At 52.0% G+C, this 19889-nt stretch carries 17 protein-coding genes; 5 read left to right on the plus strand and 12 right to left on the minus strand.

The genetic code is table 11. The features are described 5' to 3' along the window. The first annotated feature begins 94 nt into the window (after window positions 1-94). A complete protein-coding gene (locus tag OGV77_RS16240) occupies window positions 95-1261 on the plus strand; it encodes a benzoate/H(+) symporter BenE family transporter (protein WP_080625217.1) in 1167 nt (388 codons plus the stop codon). On the opposite strand, the gene OGV77_RS16245 is transcribed toward OGV77_RS16240, so the two are convergent. Continuing rightward, window positions 1244-2113, minus strand: coding sequence for a helix-turn-helix domain-containing protein (locus OGV77_RS16245; protein ID WP_043016247.1), 870 nt, complete (start codon window positions 2111-2113; stop codon window positions 1244-1246). The two genes, OGV77_RS16240 and OGV77_RS16245, sit on opposite strands and share 18 nt — an antisense overlap. A gap of 183 nt (window positions 2114-2296) precedes the next feature. On the opposite strand from OGV77_RS16245, the gene OGV77_RS16250 reads away from it, so the two are divergent. After that, complete coding sequence (locus tag OGV77_RS16250) at window positions 2297-3205, plus strand: DMT family transporter (protein ID WP_080625218.1); 909 nt, start codon at window positions 2297-2299, stop codon at window positions 3203-3205. A gap of 40 nt (window positions 3206-3245) precedes the next feature. On the opposite strand, the gene OGV77_RS16255 is transcribed toward OGV77_RS16250, so the two are convergent. From OGV77_RS16255 to tehA, 3 genes are all read right to left on the minus strand, one after another. Continuing rightward, complete coding sequence (locus tag OGV77_RS16255; RefSeq protein WP_043016245.1) at window positions 3246-3917, minus strand: DUF3313 domain-containing protein; 672 nt, start codon at window positions 3915-3917, stop codon at window positions 3246-3248. A 155-nt stretch (window positions 3918-4072) separates the two neighbouring features. Next, entirely contained in the window at window positions 4073-4669 is a 597-nt protein-coding gene (gene tehB, locus OGV77_RS16260; RefSeq protein WP_043016244.1) for a tellurite resistance methyltransferase TehB, read from the minus strand. Continuing rightward, the gene (gene tehA, locus OGV77_RS16265; RefSeq protein ID WP_047411105.1) at window positions 4669-5670 is read right to left on the minus strand and encodes a dicarboxylate transporter/tellurite-resistance protein TehA; all 1002 of its coding nucleotides are present in this window, start codon (window positions 5668-5670) and stop codon (window positions 4669-4671) included. The genes tehB and tehA overlap by 1 nt, the downstream gene beginning before the upstream one ends. 113 nt (window positions 5671-5783) lie before the next feature. Here tehA and ydcK point away from each other — a divergent pair, with 113 nt between their 5' ends. After that, window positions 5784-6764: a YdcK family protein gene (gene ydcK / locus OGV77_RS16270; RefSeq protein ID WP_087050526.1), complete on the plus strand. Its 981-nt coding sequence runs from the start codon at window positions 5784-5786 to the stop codon at window positions 6762-6764. On the opposite strand, the gene rimL is transcribed toward ydcK, so the two are convergent. From rimL to OGV77_RS16295, 5 genes are all read right to left on the minus strand, one after another. Then, window positions 6756-7301 (minus strand): 50S ribosomal protein L7/L12-serine acetyltransferase, encoded by a 546-nt coding sequence (rimL, locus tag OGV77_RS16275; protein ID WP_043016241.1) that lies wholly within the window; start codon window positions 7299-7301, stop codon window positions 6756-6758. The two genes, ydcK and rimL, sit on opposite strands and share 9 nt — an antisense overlap. A gap of 91 nt (window positions 7302-7392) precedes the next feature. Beyond that, the gene (locus tag OGV77_RS16280) at window positions 7393-7617 is read right to left on the minus strand and encodes an HP1242/YdcH family protein (protein WP_043016240.1); all 225 of its coding nucleotides are present in this window, start codon (window positions 7615-7617) and stop codon (window positions 7393-7395) included. A gap of 167 nt (window positions 7618-7784) precedes the next feature. Continuing rightward, window positions 7785-9440, minus strand: a complete 1656-nt coding sequence (locus OGV77_RS16285; protein ID WP_087050525.1) for a glucan biosynthesis protein D — start codon at window positions 9438-9440, stop codon at window positions 7785-7787. A 193-nt stretch (window positions 9441-9633) separates the two neighbouring features. Further along, window positions 9634-10977, minus strand: a complete 1344-nt coding sequence (gene hglS, locus OGV77_RS16290) for a 2-oxoadipate dioxygenase/decarboxylase HglS (RefSeq protein WP_043016238.1) — start codon at window positions 10975-10977, stop codon at window positions 9634-9636. A 120-nt stretch (window positions 10978-11097) separates the two neighbouring features. After that, entirely contained in the window at window positions 11098-12000 is a 903-nt protein-coding gene (locus OGV77_RS16295) for a manganese-dependent inorganic pyrophosphatase (RefSeq protein WP_043016237.1), read from the minus strand. Window positions 12001-12230: 230 nt separating this feature from the next. On the opposite strand from OGV77_RS16295, the gene pcaQ reads away from it, so the two are divergent. After that, window positions 12231-13154 (plus strand): pca operon transcription factor PcaQ, encoded by a 924-nt coding sequence (gene pcaQ, locus OGV77_RS16300; RefSeq protein ID WP_043017902.1) that lies wholly within the window; start codon window positions 12231-12233, stop codon window positions 13152-13154. A gap of 40 nt (window positions 13155-13194) precedes the next feature. Here pcaQ and OGV77_RS16305 read toward each other — a convergent pair whose 3' ends face one another. From OGV77_RS16305 to OGV77_RS16315, 3 genes are all read right to left on the minus strand, one after another. Then, the gene (locus OGV77_RS16305) at window positions 13195-14883 is read right to left on the minus strand and encodes a methyl-accepting chemotaxis protein (protein ID WP_043016236.1); all 1689 of its coding nucleotides are present in this window, start codon (window positions 14881-14883) and stop codon (window positions 13195-13197) included. Between the two features lie 169 nt (window positions 14884-15052). Continuing rightward, a complete protein-coding gene (locus tag OGV77_RS16310; RefSeq protein ID WP_043016235.1) occupies window positions 15053-16171 on the minus strand; it encodes an S-(hydroxymethyl)glutathione dehydrogenase/class III alcohol dehydrogenase in 1119 nt (372 codons plus the stop codon). 32 nt (window positions 16172-16203) lie between these two features. Further along, window positions 16204-16479: a metal/formaldehyde-sensitive transcriptional repressor gene (locus tag OGV77_RS16315; protein ID WP_003833178.1), complete on the minus strand. Its 276-nt coding sequence runs from the start codon at window positions 16477-16479 to the stop codon at window positions 16204-16206. A gap of 354 nt (window positions 16480-16833) precedes the next feature. On the opposite strand from OGV77_RS16315, the gene fdnG reads away from it, so the two are divergent. Beyond that, window positions 16834-19884: a formate dehydrogenase-N subunit alpha gene (gene fdnG / locus OGV77_RS16320; RefSeq protein WP_072033335.1), complete on the plus strand. Its 3051-nt coding sequence runs from the start codon at window positions 16834-16836 to the stop codon at window positions 19882-19884. Window positions 19885-19889 lie beyond the last annotated feature (5 nt).

A 19889-nucleotide genomic window follows, 5' to 3' on the forward strand; every position in this document is an offset into this window, starting at 1 on the left:
CTAACTATCCCTTCTCAGGGCTACAGCTTAACACTTGTACGCTATAACGCACAGTGCTACAGTGATTGACCGTTATAACGCACACGGAGTCACTATGCGTGCATTTTCCATCCCTCTGCCCACCGTACTATCGGGCTTCGTGGCTGTCCTGGTCGGCTACGCCAGCTCGGCTGCCATTATCTGGCAAGCGGCTCTGGCCGCAGGTGCGACGACTGAACAAATCGCGGGCTGGATGACCGCGCTGGGAATAGCAATGGGTGTCAGTACGCTGGCGCTGACATTATGGTATCGCGCCCCTGTGCTCACAGCCTGGTCAACGCCCGGCGCTGCGCTGCTGGTGACGGGCCTGCAAGGCGTCACAATTCAGGATGCCATCGGCGTTTTTATCGTAGCTAATGCGTTGATTGTGTTGTGCGGCGTAACCGGGCTGTTTGCCCGTCTGATGAAAATAATCCCCCATTCACTGGCATCAGCCATGCTGGCTGGGATCCTGCTGCGTTTTGGTCTGCAGGCGTTTAATAGCCTCAACAGTGAGCTTATTTTGTGCGGTAGTATGCTGGTGGCATGGCTGGTATTTAAAGTCACAGCCCCACGGTATGCAACGATCGCCGCGATGCTGGCGGGTATTGCTATCGCACTGATGAAAGGTGACGTTGTCACTAGCGGAGTGGATCTGTCGCCGGTGATGCCAGCGTTTATTGCCCCCCACTTTTCTTTGGCCCACAGTATCAGCATTGCACTACCGCTGTTTCTGGTCACTATGGCTTCGCAAAATGCTCCAGGTATTGCCACTATGAATGCGTCGGGTTATTCGTTACCCGTTTCACCACTCATTGTCTTTACCGGCCTGCTGGCCATGTTGTTTTCACCGTTTGGCGTCTATTCCATTTGCATTGCCGCTATCACCGCCGCAATTTGCCAAAGCCCCGAAGCGCATCCTGATGCTAAACGGCGCTGGCTCGCCGCCGCCGCTGCTGGTGTTTTCTATCTTCTGGCTGGGGTGTTTGGCGGTTCGGTCACAGGAATGATGGCGGCCCTGCCGGTAAGTTGGATCCAGATGCTGGCCGGTCTTGCTTTGCTCGGGACGATTAGCGGTAGTTTATATCAGGCATTGCATAATGAAGCAGAGCGCGATGCAGCTATTGTTACGTTTCTGGTCACGGCCAGCGGCCTGACGTTACTGGGTGTTGGCTCTGCATTCTGGGGATTAGTGGTCGGCGGTATCTGCTACGCAGTGTTGACGTTATTTCGCCGCACGTAACTGCGTTGGCGTTTTACCCGTTACCTGTTTAAACCGATTACTAAAATGGCTCGCAGAACTGAATCCGCAGGCCATCGCAATGTCCGACAAACTGCGTGAAGAATAACAGACCAGATGCTGCGCCAGCGCCATACGGCGTTGCATCACGTACTGATGCGGTGCCGTTTTCATCGACTGGCGAAACATTCTGGCAAAGTGGAATTCACTAAGCGCCGCCTCGCTTGCGAGGTCGCTCAGGGTTATTGGGTACGCCAGATGCGCGTCAATATAGGCCAGCACGTTGCGTAAGGTGGCCGGCGCCAGTCCTCCAGTGACGGTAGGCAGTCGCCATTGAACATTACTGTAATGCTGGATCAGATGCGTTAACAGCAGCGAAGAGGCAGCGCTGAGCGTGAGATGATTGGCCGGTTGCTGCCAGTCGTTACCAAGCAAAAACTGACGGTAAACCGCCGTGATCCCCGGGTCACTGCCAAATGTATGCTCGTCCAGCGTAAAGCTATAGGGGCTTTTGTCCCAGACTTTTTCACCCACTTCGCGCAGATGAGCGTCGGTACAATACAGGTGAACAAAGGAGAGATCGTCGCGGATATCCCAACTTGACTCGCTTTCTTTCGGCATCAGGCAAAAACGGTCAGGTCCCCCGCCATTCTTCCAGCCTCCCGCCGTTTTGTGGTAACTCTCGTAGCCATCCGCGATGTATAAACTGAGCGTATGGTGATCGCAATACTGAGTGATGGTATCACGCTTATTTGACCAGGCCGCCAGTTGGATCCCTGAATGTAACGCAACCGATTCATGCAGCACGGCATTATGTTTGCGTAAGTTTTCAAAGGCATCGTAGGGCTGAGGCATACCATCACATTCAAAATAAGTTAGCAGGCTTTCAGTCTATAACAGCCACATATTGTTAACAGCTGCCTTTTCGCTTTTACGCTAAAAAAGCGCAAGATTTTGCAAGTCCGCCGCAAGCCGATGAAAGCCTCCTGCCACCAGACATGACACAGTGTGAGCCTGACGACAAAAAGAGAGAGTTGTATGAACGCACTGTTGTACTGCCTGGTGGTGGTCATTTGGGGAACGACATGGATTGCGATTTATTTGCAGCAAGGCCCGGTTTCTGCGCCGGTTTCTATTTTTTGGCGCTTTGCCGTTGCCAGTTCGGTGATGATAGTTATCCTGCTGGTTAGCGGTAAATTACGCAAACTGTCTGGCCGCGATCATCTGTTTTGCCTGTTACAGGGCGGATGCGTTTTTTGCTTCAATTTCTGGTGCTTTTATTCAGCTGCAGCGTGGATTAATACCGGCCTGGAGTCGGTGATTTTCTCAATGGCAGTCCTGTTCAATGCGGTCAATAGCTTCATCTTTTTTGGGCAAAAACCACCGCTGCGCTTTTATATTGCAGCCGGTCTGGGACTGACGGGCATTGTTACCCTATTCTGGCAAGATTTGCTTAACAGCGGGTTCAACCATTCACTGATGCTGGGCATCGGTTTAAGCGCTTTGGGAACCTTCGGCTTCTCATTGGGTAATATGATCAGCCTGCGTCACCAGAAAAAAGGGCTGGAAGTGTTAACAACCAACAGTTGGGCCATGCTGTACGGTACGCTGCTGATCGCCGCCATTGCGCTGGTGCGCGGTGACAACTTCACGCCGCAGTGGACATTTAGCTATCTTAGCGCGCTGTTGTATCTGGCTATTTTTGGCTCAGTGATTGCCTTCGGCGCGTATTTCACACTGGTAGGTCGCATTGGCCCCAGTAAGGCGGCATACAGTACGCTGCTTTTCCCGCTGGTCGCGCTGACGCTATCAACATTGTATGAAGGATACGTCTGGCAGGTTAATGCGATTGCCGGACTCGTATTGATATTACTGGGGAATATGGTGATGTTTGCCCGACCAGAAGCGCTGATGGGTAAACTATTATATCGACGCCGGACGGCATAAAAAAACGCACCATCCAGGGATGGTGCGTTCTTCATTATTATTATGGTTTTTTATTCACGTCAAACATGGTGGCATCAGTCGCCATGTCATCAACAACTTTCTTCAACGTCTCGAACGCCATCGGCGTGCTTTCGTTGTTCAGGTCCTTGCCTTCACCCTTACGTACAACTTTAATCACTGGTTTATTGGTCGCCGCATCAATCAACTCACCCTCGAAATAGAGGTTGGTATCCATGGTACGGTGACCCGTCGCCATTTGCGTTCCTGCAACGAGCAGGGCAACCGGAACCACTTCATAGAACTGCAGCCCTTCTTTGCTGGTCGCAACACCGGTAATCGCTCCGCGGAAAATCAGGCTACGTGGTCCAGGGGTAGCCACCAGCGGTTTACGCTTGCTGATAGCGGATTTCAACTGTGTATTGGTATAGGTCAGCAGTTGATCAAGAACCTGCTGCCCTACCTGCGTAGTAGGCTTAGGAACCGGATAATACGTTACCGGGTTATAAACAATGTTGTCATATTTGGATTCGTTGTAGCTCGGATCAACCCAACGGAGTACCGTTTGTCCCGATGCTGATTTTGTTTCCTTCAGATCAGAGTAATTTTTTAAAAACCCAGAATATTTTTCCGGCTCGGTTACTTTTGACGCACAGCCGGATAATGCCAACAAGCCAGTAAGCACTGCAACTTTAAATAAAGTTTGAGTACGCATGAAACGATCCCTTTAGTTTTCGCAATGATGCCTAAAAAGGATAGCAAAACAGTTTCATTTTAGATGTACTAAAAATGGTAAGCACCGCACAATTTTATCTCTGCGCTCAGCACAAAAAATGCTGAACGCAGAAAGAGTTAACCCAGACGGGAGACTCAGGCAGTTTTACGTGCCAGCATTGTGGCAAAGCGCAGTTTAATTCGATTACCGTTTTCATCCGTGCGATGAAGTTCGCCCACGTCTTCGTTATATTTCAGCAGATCCCACCCGTTGTAATAGTTGCGTAATTCTCCGGCTTTAAATGCGAACGGAAAACCAACGGTGCACGGGAAATCATCGGTATCCATCGCCGCAACGATTAAGTTATATCCACCCGGTTTCGTGCAACGTTGCATATTTTCAATAAGGCCAGGGATAGTTTTGGCTTCAAGGAACATCAGCACAACGGTAGACAGAATAAAATCATATTCGCCATCAAAGCGTAATGCGTTGAGGTCCGCAACATTCGCCTGCAGATTAGTCAGCCCTTCAGCGGCTTTGATCCTTTCAAGATTAGCGATGCTCATGGGGTTTTTATCCCATGCTGTCACGTCATAACCGTTTGCCGCAAGGTACAGGCTGTTACGACCGTTACCGCAGCCCAGATCCAACGTTTTGCCCGGTTTTACAATTTTTGCCGCTTCAACGACATCGGAATGTGTACGGGTTAAATCGTATTTCTCAGTAAAGTAGTTTTCGTCGCAAAGGGTCATTATTTATCCTCAGATTTCAGTAATGCAGTACGCTCCGTGCGGATGAGCAGTTTTCCCTGCATCAGCAATGCAAACGTACGTACCAGTAATAATGCAATGATAAAATTGGTAAAAATAAACAGTGGGATCGACAGCGTATGAAAAAATCCCGAATCGCTTCCGTGCCCCAGGTGCAGCCCTGTTGTCGCCAAAGCCGACACGCCAAACGAGAAGCTCCAGAAAGACGCATTAAATGGCTGTGACAAATACCACGGCATAAGGCGTAGCATGAACAGAAGTTGCAGCAAACCATAGCCGAATAGCATTTTAGCTAACGTATCGCCCTCGCCGCCGTTGACGCTAAGCCAGGCGCTGCAAGCGACCAGCGCAGGCGCCAGTTGAATGCCAAGTGAGGTTCGTAAAACCGCAGGCAGCTCGCCGCAGCTACGTAAACGTTGCAGAATCACTGGCTCCAGGCTGAGCCAGGAAAATACCCCTGCGCCCAAAAAAACCAATCCTGCATCATTGAAACCAAGCGCTCCACAGGCCATTGCGCTGATAAAGTTATTGGCGACGGTTGGCAGATACAGACCCGGCGTGGTGGCTTCCTCTGGATGCGCACCGCGCCATAACCCTGCCGTTTGCCAGGCCGCGTATGCCAGCTGTATCACCACCCCAATGCTGAACAATCCAATAGCCAGCGGTCGATACCATGGGACAAAACCAATCGCTACCAACATCGTGGTGGCCGGAAACAGACTGACAAAGCTACTCATCACCGGGTGACGAATTTCCGCCAATACGCTATGTGGAAAACGCAGTAAACGGCTCAGAAAGGCCAGCGTCAGCAGCCCCCAAATGACCATAGCGAGGATCACTAAACCGTCGCCAATCCGGTGGCTCACTGGCCACACCTGACTGGCATAACGCCACGCGAATCCCATCCCGATGATGCCCAGTACCATGCCAAAATAACCGGCCGGAAGATTGAGGACCCGCTCACTCTGTTTGTTCTTACTCATTTTGTTTATTTTTTAAAGTATATTTGAAATGCATTTTATGGAATTTCCGCTGATTTAGCCAGTGCGGAAAACTTTGCTACGTTTAACTAAGGTGCGCCACACGGAAATGAGCTATGACCAAATATCGTCTGGGCGATGAGCCTCGTTCCTTTAGTTACCAGGATAATGGCAATAAAAAAAGCGTATTACTACGCCAAATCATTGCGCTCACTGATTTTAGTGATGTCCAGGCCGGTACACCGGGCGGCTGGGTTGATGACGAATGCGTATTGTCGCAAAGCGGCGACTGCTGGATTTACGATGAAAACGCGCTCGCGTTTGCCGGGGCGACGATTACAGGAAACGCCCGCATTACCCAGTCAAGCGTAGTCAGAGATGGCGCGCAGATTAGCGATGCCGTGTGGATTGACCGGGCTGAAATCAGCCATAACGCGCAAATACGTGACAACGTCACCATTCAGGATTCGGTGGTTCGCGGTGAGTGCCTTCTCTTCGGTGATGCGCGCGTTATGTGTGGCTCTGAAATCATCGCTGCCAGGGGGCTAACCCATGAACGCGACCAGCTTCTGCAAATTTACGAACGGGCCACCGTCAGTCATTCTCGGGTGGTTCATCAGGCGCAGATCTATGGCGATGCGCAAATCAACTATGCGTTTATCGAACATCGGGCGGAAGTTTTTGAGTTCGCCCAAGTGGAAGGTAATGAAGAGAACAATGTCTGGATTTGCGATTGCGCCAAAGTCTACGGCCATGCGCGCGTCGTCGCCGGAACCGGAGAAGACGCTATTCCTACCCTGCGCTACAGCTCGCAGGTAGCGGAGCACGCGGTGGTTGAAGGTAACTGCGTGCTGAAACACCACGTGCTGGTCGGCGGTCACGCGCATTTACGCGGTGGGCCGCTCCAGCTTGATGGTCATATCCTGATTGAAGGTCACGCCTGCGTGCAGGGCGAAGTGCTGATCGAGCATCATATCGAAATAACCGGCCAGGCGCACATTGAAGCGTTTGATGGCGATGCTATTCATCTGCGCGGGCCGAAGGTGATCAACGGTGAGCAGCGCATTACGCGCACACCTATCGCAGGCTTATTCTGAGGGACCATCAATGATGCGGGCATAGAGATTCACATCATGGTAATCACCGTTAAGGAACTCCGCCTGTTGCATACACCCTTCCAGTTGGAAGCCATTGCGCAGCGCCACCTGGTTGCTCTCAACGTTCTCCACACGACATTTAATCACAAAGCGGCGGATCTCCTGACGCTGTGCAAAATGATGAATCAATGCCTGTAACGCCAGGGTCATGATGCCTTTTCCCTGCTGCTCCTTATCCAGCCAGTAGCCAATATAAGCCGCTTTGTTCAGCGGTTCTATCTGGTTAAACGAGATGACGCCCACCACAGTTTGTTGCGCAAAAATAAGGAACATTTTGGCGTAACCGCGCTGGTGCAGCATCATATTGCCCTGCACGTTCTTGCGGGTGTCTTCCTCAGAGGCAACAAACTGCGGCCAGTTTAGCGACTGCTGGAGCCAGGTTTTATTTTTAAGCACCAACTGATGCAGAGGTGTGACGTGTTGCTCTTCTACGGCACGCAGTTCTAACGTGTCATTGATGGTAATCACTTCTGACATTTTCATTCCGTTATGCTGGTTAATCTCATTAAATAAAAACAGGAAGGGCTTCCCTTTTGGAAGCCCTTTTACACAGCAAGTGCCGTTTTGCTTAGCTCTCGCTGACACTCTCTTTTTGCAATATTTTGAGCAGATCTTCCTTCAGGTGGAGTTTCTGTTTCTTAAGGCGAACAATGTCCAAACTATACCCCCGACCATCCGAACCTTCCAGTCTGGAGATCTCATGATCAAGGCTGTTGTGTTTTTCGAATAAGGACAGAAAGCGAGGGTTCTCGGTTTTCAGTCGGGAAATAAGGTCTCTGTATTCTGGAAACATACTTTCTCCCTGTTAGTGGACAAGAATGTGTATAAGAAATACACACCCACAGAGTACCCATTTGGCATACAGAAAAATGCGAACAGGATCGAGTAAATAGTGTACAGAGTCGTTATGAGGAGGATTGCAGGTACGGCTCCCCATCTGGAGAGCCGTAAAGGAAGTGATTAACGCATCTCGCGGTCGTCAACGTACTGACGTTTATCCGGCGCTGGCGGGAAGTACTGATACAGCCAGGTTTCGCTGATGGCGTCGCCCTGACAACGCAGGAACATACGCATATCTACCGGATCGGTTGAGTCAGAGGTCGGATACCAGTCAAACTGAATGCGATAACCGTCGATAGGTTCCACGTAGAGGATCTCAATCTGTTTCGCTTCACCGCTGGAGAGCGTAATTACCGGTTCAATACCCTTCGGCGCAGCCGCTTTCAGGTCGCCGCCGACGAAATCAACGGCAAAACGACGCGCCCATTTTTCCGGGTAGTGCTCGCCCGGCGCCCATCCTTCCGGGAAACCGCCCATGCCAGTCCGGGTCGCCATCACGCGAGCCAACGGCGAACGTACCGGCGGCTGAGCGCTCCAGTACAGGCGATATTTGAATTCCAGCTCATCGCCGGCTTTGATCTTCTTATCCGGCTGCCAGAAGCAGACGACGTTATCCAGCGTTTCACCGGTCGTTGGGATCTCCATCAGGCCGATGGTCCCTTTGCCCCACTGGTTACGCGGTTCGACCCACAGGCTTGGACGTTTGTTATACCAGCCCATGATGTCCTGGTAATGGGAGAAGTCGCGATCGAGCTGCAGCAAGCCAAACCCTTTCGGGTTGTTATCGGTATAGGCGTTGAACTGCAGTTTTTGCGGGTTATTCAGCGGGCGGCAGATCCACTCGCCATTGCCCCGCCACATCGCCAGACGATCGGAGTCATGAATTTGCGGGTGAATAGTGTCGCACATCCGACGTTCATTATTGCCGCAGCTGAACATGCTGGTCATCGGCGCAATGCCGAGCTGCTTGATGTCTTTACGCGCGTAAATATGGTTTTGTACATCCATGATCACCTGCGTTTTCTCGCAGTGGATCACAAACTTGAATGCGCCCGTTACGCTAGGGCTGTCGAGAAGCGCATACACGGTAAAGGAGGTTGCGCCCGGTTTAACCGTTTCGAACCAGAAAGAGGTGAAATCAGGAAACTCTTCTTTGCTGTCGGTGTAGGTATCTACCGCCAGACCGCGGGCCGATAAACCGTACTGGTAGGTGTCATCCACGGCGCGGAAATAGCTGGCGCCCAGGAAAGAAACAACATCGCGGCGAGCCAGTTCTGGCGCTTTAAACACGCGGAATCCGGCGAATCCGAGGTCAGTCTGCCCTTCCAGCTGTTTGGTATCCACACCCGCATCGTTGTATTTAAACAGTTCCGGACGGAAGTGAATTTCACGCGCCATATGCGTACTGCCATCAACCGAGAACATGCGTACACGGCGACGGAAGCCCATTCCCACATGGAAGAACTGTGCATCAAGCTGACGATTTTCAACGTTGTTCCACAGAGACTGCTCTGCGTCATATTGAATGCTGTTGTAGGCCTGCGGCGTCAGTTTCGCCAGCGTGTCCGGTAACGCGCGCGGTGCGCCGCCCCAGGGCTTCTGTGCTAAGTCATGGGCCATCGATTGCAGAACGGAAAAATCAAAACGTACGGTTTTTCCGTCTGCAATGTCAGACTCTGCCGCAAAGGCGGCGCGGGAAAAGAGTGATGCAATACCACTGGTTCCGCACACGGCGGCCACTGCCATTGAACCTTTAATAAATCGTCTGCGATTCATGCCTGAAAGTGAGTCCTTCTGGTCGTGTAAATGGTCCCGCGCCGGTCAAAATCAGCGGCAAGAGAGTGCACATTTCTGACCGCTCACTCTAGACAAAATTCATTAATAATCCAATTGTTGGTCGCCGATTATCTGTACAAAATCGAAAATATTTTATGTCGATGGGAACAGACCGAATCCCATGTAAATTCCATTAAAGTAAACCACACCGACGTTTACTTCGATCTTGCGCCTCCTGATACAGCGCGAACTCATCATAAACCGCGCACCCCAATGCCTGTTCAAACGCGTCGCGGCTGGAATTCCCGTGGCTGCGAGCCTGAGTTTCATTCCCCAGATTAGACTGGAAAATTCCCGCGGCGCTCACCGGTAAAAAATCTTCGTAGGTGATGGGTTGCGCAACCAGCCAGCCCCGTTCAATGAGCGGCTGCGGGTCGTCATCCGGGCGAATAGCCTGCCGATGCGCTTCGCCTGATGGCGTCAGACGATAGCGGAACCAGGCGAGTCCCTGCTGGCGCAGCAGGAATTCGCTGTCCGGGAAGGCTTTGAACACCTCCTGAAGATGTAGCTGGTGTGTCAGGTTGTCTTTTCCCGTTCCCGCGTTATTCAGCAACTCGTCGTACAACGCTCTGCCTTTCGGCGTCAGGGCCACGCCGCGCTGTTCGATCTCGCCAAAACGCGCCGTGTGAGTGCCGCGCATTTCTCCGGCAAACAACACCGGTTCTTCCAGCGCTTTGAAACTGGTCTGACGTAATAAAATCGGCACCTCGCGGCGCGGCGGCCCTTCAATCAATATTTTCGGCTCAATGCCGCATTCCGGCATCATTGACTGTACCCGGTCAATATCCAGCGTACGCGGCGTCAGATGGTTGATATGACAACCGGGGAAACACACCACATCGGCAATCAGCCGGTGTTCGTTGTGTAATGCGTGATAGGTCGCTTCATCGACCGTGGCATGCTGATGCCAGCGAAAAGTTTCCAGCGCCTCATGCACAAACTCCTGCGCCTGCTCAGGCGTAAAACTGCCCTGCGCATCAAACTCATCCAGCAGTGCATGACAACGCCGGGTGAAAATGTCGCGTTTTGCGAGGATCTCCGCGGCCTTCTGCCGCAGCGCGGCGTTTTCGATTAATTCGAGTCGTAATAACGAGGTGAATACCCGAAACGGGTTGCGCGAAAGCGACGCATCGTCGATGGGACGAAAAGCGGTGGAATGTACAGGCACGCCGGCCTGGGAGAGATCGTAATAACTCACCGGATACATGCCCATAATGGCAAACATCCGGCGCAGCGTAGAAAGTTCTTGCGCAGTCCCCACCCGAATAGCGCCGTGGCGCTCAACGTTGAGTCGGGCCAGCTCATCTGCATTGGCCAGTTTTTCATGCAGCGTGGGATTATTTTCCAATACCGCCAGATTCACATCAGCGACAAGTTCCAGCAACGTGCCATATTGCGGGACTTCCTGCTGGTACATTGCTGACATTGCCTGCGAAAATTGTTCCCGAATCTCATCTGCCGTGATGGTGTTCGCCATAATGTCATGTCTCCAGTGAATATTACCTGGAGTGTAGAAAACACCGCTGACTCCGGTGGGAAGAATTTACAAAGTGTGACCCCGCGTAAACTTCCCACCTATACAGACGGCGAACAAAACCTACTGGCGTGGTTTTAAATGACTTTCCAGCCAGGGCAGCATCTGTTTTTTACGGCTGAGCATACCTTCAACTTTGCAGGGCTGCGGGATGTCTGCGAGCTCAGAACCGGCGAACCACAAGCTGGTGTCGCCCAGATTAATATCGGTGAGCATCAGTACCACCAGCGCAGCATTCTTTTCCTCTGCATAGCGCGCCATTTCCAGACGAAGATCGGCCAGCACGGCATCCACCTGTTGCAGCGCATACAGTTCAAGCTGCGCCACACAGACCGAATGTCCATGGATGGTGAAAGTTTTAATGTCTTTGTGCAGAAGTTCGCGGGCGCTCATCCCATCCACGCTGGTTTTGGCAGACAGCAGGTCGCGACTAAAAGCGTCAAGGTCCACACCGGTTTTTTGGGCCAGCTCATCCACGGCCAGGCGATCGTCGGAGGTGGTCGTTGGCGAACGAAGCGTGACAGTGTCACTAAGCGCGGCGCCCAGCAGTAAAACGGCCTCAGCGGCAGACAGCTGGTTACGCTCATCTTCCGTCATCAGTTGCCATAACAGCGTCGCGCTGCTGCCGACGGGCTTCACCCACACTTCTGGCGGCAGGCGAGTCACTAATCCACCGAGTCGGTGATGATCGATAATTCCCACCACGTTACTTTCTGCCAGCGATTCCGGCCCCTGGGCCGGCTCGGTAAAATCGACCAGCCAGACATCACTATCGGTCAGTTCGAACGTCAGCCGTTCAGGCATTTCCAGCCCCGCATGCTCAAAAATAAATTGCGTTTCGCGGTTCGGTTCGCCCAGACGCCATGCCGTCGCCTGTTGGCCACGTAAAGTAAGCCAACGCGCCGTCATGGCAGCAGTACAAATGGCATCGCTGTCGGGGTTAAGGTGCCCTATTACATGTATCATTAATCAGTGCCTTGTGAAGAGAATGGTTCAAAAGCAAACAATAACTACAGTATATCGACCTGGCCCATTCCCTTCCATGATCCCATCCCCCAGCAACGCTGTACAAAACATAAGCAAAATAAATTAGTTGTAAGTAAAACATGATAAATGTTAATAATATTTTGCTATCAGGTTATCAAAAACGAACAACTTCACTTGTCACCGATACGGCTCTGTTTTTAACATCGCTTATGGAAAAAAATGTTCTGTTCAATCAGCGCATTCGCTTGCGCCACCTTCATACTTTTGTCGCCGTTGCACAGCAGGGAACGTTGGGGCGCGCGGCTGAGACCCTTAACCTGAGCCAACCGGCCCTCTCCAAAACGCTAAATGAACTGGAGCAACTGACCGGTACCCGGCTCTTTGAGCGTGGCCGCCTCGGTGCACAGTTAACGCTGCCCGGAGAGCAGTTTCTTACCCACGCAGTAAGAGTGCTGGATGCGCTTAACACCGCCGGGCAAGCGTTAAACCAGCGTGAAGAGTCGCAGACTGATGTCGTACGGGTTGGCGCCTTACCCACCGCGGCTCTGGGCATCCTGCCGGCGGTCATTGGCCCGTTTCATAAGCAGCAAATGGAAACCACGCTGCAGGTTGCCACCATGAGTAATCCCATGATCCTGGCGGGTTTAAAGTCAGGGGAAATTGACCTCGGCATTGGCCGTATGGCCGATCCGGAATTGATGGTCGGTCTGAACTACGAATTATTGTTTCTGGAATCGCTCAAACTGGTTGTCCGCCCTAACCACCCGTTGTTGCAAGAAACCATTACGCTGAGCCGGGTCATGGAGTGGCCGGTGGTGGTTTCACCAAAAGGAACCGCGCCTCGCCAGCACGCAGAGGCATTGTTGCAAAGTCAGGGCTGTAAAATGCCGCCTGGCTGTATTGAAACGCTGTCAGCATCGCTCTCCCGCCAACTGACAGTTGATTACGACTATGTATGGTTTGTCCCTTCAGGCGCGGTTAGAGAAGATTTACGCCAGGCGACGCTGGTGTCATTACCGATTCCCACCCACGGTGCGGGTGAACCCATCGGGATTCTTACCCGGGTCGATGTGCAACTCTCTCAGGCCGCGCAGATCCTTATCGCCGCAATACGTAAAACCGTACCGTTTTGATGCCAAAAATAAAGGGACCATCTGGTCCCTTTATTTATTGTTAAAACGTTTCCCAGTTATCGCCGCTGGCCGTTGCCGCCTGCGGACGAGAATGATCCGCAGTAGTGGTCACCGGAGCGCGTTTAATTGCGCTTGTCCCGGTTAACCGGAATGTGCCAACGGCTTGTGTTAAGCGTGCCGCCTGCTCTTCAAGAGAGGCTGCCGCAGCTGATGCTTCTTCAACCAGCGAGGCATTTTGCTGCGTAACCTTATCCATTTCTGATATCGCCTGGCTCACCTGTACGATACCCCGGCTCTGCTCATCAGAGGCTGCCGCAATTTCCAGCATGATGTCGGTGACGCGTTTTACTGCATCGACAATATCCGTCATCGTATTGCCCGCCGCGACGACTTCTCCGGAGCCCTGGTCAATCAGTCGGACCGATTCGCTGATCAATCCTTCAATCTCTTTTGCCGCCTGAGCGCTGCGGCTTGCCAGCGTACGTACTTCACTGGCAACGACGGCAAACCCGCGCCCCTGCTCTCCTGCCCGCGCCGCTTCGACCGCTGCGTTCAGCGCCAGAATATTGGTCTGGAAAGCAATGCTGTTAATCACGGCGGTGATTTCGGATATTTTCTTCGAACTCGTTGAGATATTGCCCATGGTTTTCACCACACCAGAGACCATCTGACCACCCCGGCTGGCCTTGCCGGAAGCATCTTCCGCCAGCTTGCTCGCATGATGCGCGTTGTCGGCGTTTTGCTTCACCGTGGCCGTCAGCTCTTCCATGCTGGCCGCCGTTTGTTCAATCGCCGCGGCCTGTTGTTCGGTACGTGAAGACAGATCAGTGTTCCCTGCCGAAATCTCACTGGTACCGCGATAAATTTCTTCCGCCCCCTGACGTACAGTGCCCACCGTTTTCCCAAGCGATCGTTGCATTGTCTGCAGATGGCGGCTCAGGCGACCAATTTCGCTGCGCCCGGTCGGTTCCTCCTGCATGGTCAAATCCCCTGCGGAAATTTGCTCAATACGCAGGGCTGCGCGCAACAGAGGATGAATGACGGTACGACGCAGAACAATGAACGTCATTACGGTCAGCGCCAGCGCAAGAACAAATGCACCCAGCATAAAAGCCATGCCGAGCTGTGTACGTTGGTGCGCCTGTTCGCTTAACTGGTTCGCCCTTGCGGTACGAATGTCGATCGCTTTTAACAACACCTTGTTGTAAGCAGAGTCCAGCGGTCTGGCCTGTTCATTTTCATGGTTGATGATCGCTTCAAACATGCCGTTTTTAGCGTACTTCAACATAGGCTGTAAGCCGTCGGTATAGGCTTTGAAGCTGGCGCTCAGTTCAGCATCTAACGCTTCATCGGCAGAGGTTTTTACCGCGCGTGACATATAAGCATTGAAACCGTCCTGCGACTGCTTAATCCGTTTTTCTGCCTCGGCAATATTGGCCTTCATGTCATCCATTTCGGCAATACGGCTCGCCGCGCCGGCGTGGATCATGTTGATACGTGCGGTACGTAAATGGTTAGAGCTGTTAGATAACCCCATCCTGACCTGAATCTCATCGGTCACGTCGCGCTGATCGCGATCGGCCTGCATAAGAAAATAGCTTGCCAGTCCGGAACTTAAGGCGAACAGCAGAAGGATGCCACCGAGAATGGAGGAAAACAGCGGAACCAGCCGGATTTGATGCAGAAAGCCCAGTTTATTCTGGGCTTGCATCGATGTAGTGTTGTCCATGACCGTCGACTCTCTTGTAGGGTTTATGCGTGAAAACACGCCCGTTAGATAGTCATCGGCAATCCGGGAAGTTTACTTACCGTGAAAAGCGCCGGATTCGTCACACTTTCACAACATAATTCTAAAAAATTCAGGAAAGTGCCAGCGGTGAAATCCGCTGGCCAATGAATCAGTTATCGCCAAAGTGGATAACGGTACGGATGGACTTACCCTGATGCATTAACTCAAACGCTTCGTTAATCTGCTCCAGCGGTAAACGGTGGGTAATAAAGGGATCCAACTGAATTTTCCCGCTCATAGCTTCTTCAACCATGCCTGGGAGCTGGGTACGGCCTTTCACGCCGCCAAACGCAGAACCGCGCCAGACGCGCCCGGTTACCAACTGGAACGGACGCGTTTTGATCTCTTGCCCTGCTCCCGCCACGCCAATGATGATGCTTTCGCCCCATCCTTTATGGCAGCATTCCAGCGCCGCGCGCATCACGTTAACGTTACCGATGCATTCAAAGCTAAAGTCCACGCCGCCGTCGGTAAGCTCGACAATCACATCCTGAATCGGTTTGTCGTAATCCTTCGGGTTGATGAAATCGGTCGCGCCCATTTCACCTGCCAGCTTAAATTTTTCCGGATTGGTATCAACGGCCAGAATACGCCCGGCTTTCGCCTGCACCGCGCCCTGAATGACCGCCAGACCAATACCGCCCAGACCGAATACGGCTACGGTATCGCCTTCTTTCACTTTTGCGGTGTTATGGACCGCTCCAATACCGGTGGTCACGCCACAACCCAGCAGACACACTTTGTCCAGCGGAGCCTGCGGGTTAACCTTCGCCAGAGAGATCTCCGCGCAAACGGTGTATTCGCTGAAAGTACTGGTGCCCATATAGTGATAAATCGGCTCACCGTTGTACGAGAAGCGCGTTGTGCCATCCGGCATCAAACCTTTGCCCTGGGTCGCGCGTACGGCCTGACACAGGTTAGTTTTACCCGATTTACAGAACTTACACTCGCCACATTCAGCGGTGTACAGCGGGATCACATGATCGCCCGGTTTCAGGCTGGTGACGCCTTCTCCCACTTCAACCACAATACCGCCACCTTCGTGGCCAAGTACCGCCGGGAACACACCTTCCGGATCGTCGCCGGAGAGCGTGAAAGCGTCAGTATGACACACGCCGGTGTGGGTAATTTTAACCAGCACTTCACCTTTCTTTGGTGGTGCGACGTCGATTTCGACAATTTTTAACGGTTGGCCGGGGCCGAATGCAACTGCTGCACGTGATTTCATTTGTCTCTTCCCATTATTGCGAGGTGATGGTGTTATTTTAGATAAGCACGCAGAAGATGGCCGATTTCAGCCATACGCACGGCACGCTGGTCTGGCGTCGTTTCCCCGCTGACCAGTTCGTCTTTCAGGTGGATCTCAACCATTTCGCCCATCAGGCCATTGGATGCGCCGCGCACGGCGGCAATTTGCTGCAGGATAGCCAGGCACGGTTCGCCGGACTCCAGCGCGCGCTCAAGCGCATCAACCTGACCGCGAATACGGCGTACACGGGTGAGAATGCGCTTTTTATCTTCAGGTGAATGCGGCATACGCCCTCCTAATACTATAGGGGGGTATACTATCAGATTTGTTATTTAGCTGTAAAATATATGATTTATTAAATATCAATGAGTTAGTTTAAACGTTTAGTAACCCTCTTCCACTCTCCAGTTTTGTCATAAGTGGATTCGAAGGCATTTGATATTGTCAGGTCCTGAATACACCATTCATCGAACGTATCGGCAACCAACCTGACATGATCAATTTTTTACTAATCTATATTCCAGGCTAACAGCACTAATACTCTCTCACGTCAATAACCACTAAAAGTTAATGGTTTATAAAACAATTTAACCTTACAATAACCATCCTTTTTCATGTCTTAAGTTTAAGCAGGAGAAAAAATGGAGCTCAGCCGGAGGCAGTTCTTTCGAATCTGTGCGGGCGGTATGGCAGGAACAACTGTTGCATCTCTCGGATTCTTATCATCTTTTTCCGTTCACGCGGAAACCCGTCAATATAAACTCTTAAAAGCAAAAGAGACGCGTAATAACTGTACGTACTGCTCAGTAGGCTGCGGCATGCTGATGTACAGCCTTGGCGATACAGCCAAAAACGTCAAAGAAAGTATCTACCATATTGAGGGCGATCCGGATCATCCGGTGAGCCGTGGATCGTTGTGCCCGAAAGGCGCTGGTGTGCTGGATTATATTCATAGTGAAACGCGTCTGCAGTATCCCGAATATCGCGCACCGGGTTCGGATAAATGGCAACGTATTAGTTGGGACGATGCGATTAACCGTATTGCCCGACTCATGAAAGATGACCGCGATGCCAACTTTATTGAGAAAAACGCCCAGGGCGTTACCGTCAACCGCTGGCCCACTACAGGCATGCTATGTTCTTCAGCGGCAAGCAATGAAACCGGGATCCTCGACGGTAAATTTACTCGGGGATTAGGGATGGTCGCTATCGACTGTCAGGCACGATTATGTCATGGCCCCACCGTTGCTGCTCTTGCACCAACTTTTGGGCGTGGCGCAATGACCAACAACTGGGTCGATATCAAAAACGCCAACGTAGTGCTTATTATGGGTGGCAATGCCGCTGAGGCGCACCCGGTAGGTTTTAAATGGGTGGTCGAAGCGCAAACTAAAAACGACGCCACCGTGGTGGTGGTCGACCCGCGCTTTAACCGTAGCGCCGCAGTCGCTGATTTGTACGCACCAATTCGCGCTGGTTCCGACACCGCATTCCTGCTAGGCGTGATCCGCTATCTGCTGAAAAACGACCGAGTACAGCACGACTATGTTCGTCATTACACTAACGCCAGTCTGATTATCCGTGATGACTATCAGTTCCATGACGGCTTGTTTAGCGGCTACGACGATAAGAAACGTCAATATGATAAGTCGAGCTGGTTTTATCAGCTTGATGAGCAGGGTTACGCCCTGCGTGATGACTCGCTAAACCACCCACTTTGCGTGTTGAATCTGTTGAAAGCCCATGTCGAACGCTATACGCCCGAAATGGTTAACCGCTTGTGTGGGACCTCATTGGCAGACTTCAATCGTATCTGCGAAATTCTCGCCAGCACCAGTGTGCCTGACCGCACTGCAACTATCCTTTACGCTTTGGGTTGGACTCACCACTCCGCCGGAGCGCAAATTATTCGCGCCGCCGGTATGCTCCAATTACTGCTGGGCAACATAGGCATGGCGGGCGGTGGCGTTAACGCCCTACGTGGCCACTCCAATATTCAGGGCTATACCGATCTTGGCCTGTTATCGACGAACCTGCCGGGTTATATGCCGCTACCATCGGAAAAACAGCCAGACTACCAGACCTATATTTCTCAAATCACGCCGCCTGCGCTAGGCGTGAATGAGGTCAACTACTGGCAAAATACGCCGAAGTTCTTTGTTAGCATGATGAAAAGTTTCTGGGGCGATCGCGCAACCGCGAAAAATAACTGGGGTTACGACTGGCTGCCTAAATGGGATCGCCTGTATGACGTAATGACTCAGGCCGAATTGATGCTTGAAGGGAAAATTAATGGTTACATCGTTCAGGGATTTAATCCGCTGGCGGCGTTTCCCGATAAAAACAAATCATCCCGCTCGCTTTCAAAACTGAAATATATGGTGGTTATCGATCCCCTGGTCACTGAGTCTTCCAATTTTTGGCAGAATCATGGCGAAATGAATGATGTGAAACCGGCAGATATTCAGACCGAAGTTTTCCGTCTGCCCTCTTCCTGCTTTGCTGAGGAAAACGGCTCAATTGCTAACTCCGGGCGTTGGTTACAGTGGCACTGGGCGGCAGCAGAACCACCTGGGGAAGCCTTACATGACGGGAAGATCCTTGGCCGCCTGTTTATGCGGCTGCGCGAGCTATATCAGCAAGAAGGCGGCGCGAATCCACAGCCCTTGTTGAATATTGCCTGGAATTATAAAGATCCCTACGACCCGCACCCGGAAGAGATTGCGCGTGAAGCAAATGGCCAGGCACTTGAAGACCTTTATGATGACAAAGGCCAGCTTATTGCCAAAAAAGGCCAGCAGCTCAGCAGTTTTGCACAACTGCGCGATGACGGTTCGACCAGCAGTTTCTGCTGGGTTTACTGCGGAAGCTGGACAGAGCAGGGTAACCAGATGGCCAATCGCGACAACAGCGATCCGTATGGTCTGGGCTGCACACCGGGCTGGGCGTGGTCCTGGCCTGCCAACCGCCGTATTCTCTACAACCGCGCTTCGGCCGATCCATCAGGAAAACCATGGGATCCAAAACGCGCCCTGCTGCACTGGGATGGCAAAAAATGGGCCGGTATGGACGTAGCCGACTACGGCCAGGCCGCACCGGGCAGCAACGTTGGTCCGTTTATCATGAACCCGGAAGGCGTAGCGCGTCTGTTCTCCATCGACAAAATGAACGACGGGCCATTCCCGGAACATTACGAACCCATTGAGTCGCCTATTGGTACCAACCCGCTACACCCGGATGTTGTATCCAGCCCGGTTGCACGTATTTACCATGACGATATCGCCAATATGGGTAAAGCGGATGCCTTCCCGTACGTCGCCACAACTTACTCTATTACCGAACTGTTCCGCCACTGGACCAAACATGCACTGCTCAACGCCATCGCTCAACCCGATCAATTCATCGAAATCGGTGAGGCGCTAGCGAGCGAAAAAGGCATTGCGGCAGGTGATACAGTGAAAGTGACGTCGAAACGCGGCTTTATCAAAGCAAAGGCGGTAGTCACTAAACGTCTACAAACGCTGATGATAGATGGTAAGCAGGTCGATACTATCGGTATCCCTTGTCACTGGGGCTTTGAAGGTGCTACGCGCAAAGGGTTCCTCGCTAATACCTTAACGCCATCGGTGGGTGATGCCAACTCGCAAACACCGGAATATAAAGCGTTTCTGGTCAACATCGAGCGAGCGTAAGGAAG

The sequence above is a fragment of the Citrobacter sp. Ce129 genome (assembly GCF_030334545.1).
In the GTDB taxonomy this organism is placed as follows: domain Bacteria; phylum Pseudomonadota; class Gammaproteobacteria; order Enterobacterales; family Enterobacteriaceae; genus Citrobacter; species Citrobacter europaeus.

Coding starts and splice junctions, on each gene's coding strand:
- OGV77_RS16280 (WP_043016240.1), bottom strand. CDS start 7,617: ATGTTTCCAGAATACAGAGACCTTATTTCCCGACTGAAAACCGAGAAC.
- fdnG (WP_072033335.1), top strand. CDS start 16,834: ATGGAGCTCAGCCGGAGGCAGTTCTTTCGAATCTGTGCGGGCGGTATG.
- OGV77_RS16305 (WP_043016236.1), bottom strand. CDS start 14,883: ATGGACAACACTACATCGATGCAAGCCCAGAATAAACTGGGCTTTCTG.
- hglS (WP_043016238.1), bottom strand. CDS start 10,977: ATGGCGAACACCATCACGGCAGATGAGATTCGGGAACAATTTTCGCAG.
- OGV77_RS16245 (WP_043016247.1), bottom strand. CDS start 2,113: ATGCCTCAGCCCTACGATGCCTTTGAAAACTTACGCAAACATAATGCC.
- OGV77_RS16255 (WP_043016245.1), bottom strand. CDS start 3,917: ATGCGTACTCAAACTTTATTTAAAGTTGCAGTGCTTACTGGCTTGTTG.
- tehB (WP_043016244.1), bottom strand. CDS start 4,669: ATGACCCTTTGCGACGAAAACTACTTTACTGAGAAATACGATTTAACC.
- ydcK (WP_087050526.1), top strand. CDS start 5,784: ATGACCAAATATCGTCTGGGCGATGAGCCTCGTTCCTTTAGTTACCAG.
- tehA (WP_047411105.1), bottom strand. CDS start 5,670: ATGAGTAAGAACAAACAGAGTGAGCGGGTCCTCAATCTTCCGGCCGGT.
- OGV77_RS16250 (WP_080625218.1), top strand. CDS start 2,297: ATGAACGCACTGTTGTACTGCCTGGTGGTGGTCATTTGGGGAACGACA.
- OGV77_RS16295 (WP_043016237.1), bottom strand. CDS start 12,000: ATGATACATGTAATAGGGCACCTTAACCCCGACAGCGATGCCATTTGT.
- OGV77_RS16285 (WP_087050525.1), bottom strand. CDS start 9,440: ATGAATCGCAGACGATTTATTAAAGGTTCAATGGCAGTGGCCGCCGTG.
- OGV77_RS16310 (WP_043016235.1), bottom strand. CDS start 16,171: ATGAAATCACGTGCAGCAGTTGCATTCGGCCCCGGCCAACCGTTAAAA.
- rimL (WP_043016241.1), bottom strand. CDS start 7,301: ATGTCAGAAGTGATTACCATCAATGACACGTTAGAACTGCGTGCCGTA.
- pcaQ (WP_043017902.1), top strand. CDS start 12,231: ATGGAAAAAAATGTTCTGTTCAATCAGCGCATTCGCTTGCGCCACCTT.
- OGV77_RS16315 (WP_003833178.1), bottom strand. CDS start 16,479: ATGCCGCATTCACCTGAAGATAAAAAGCGCATTCTCACCCGTGTACGC.
- OGV77_RS16240 (WP_080625217.1), top strand. CDS start 95: ATGCGTGCATTTTCCATCCCTCTGCCCACCGTACTATCGGGCTTCGTG.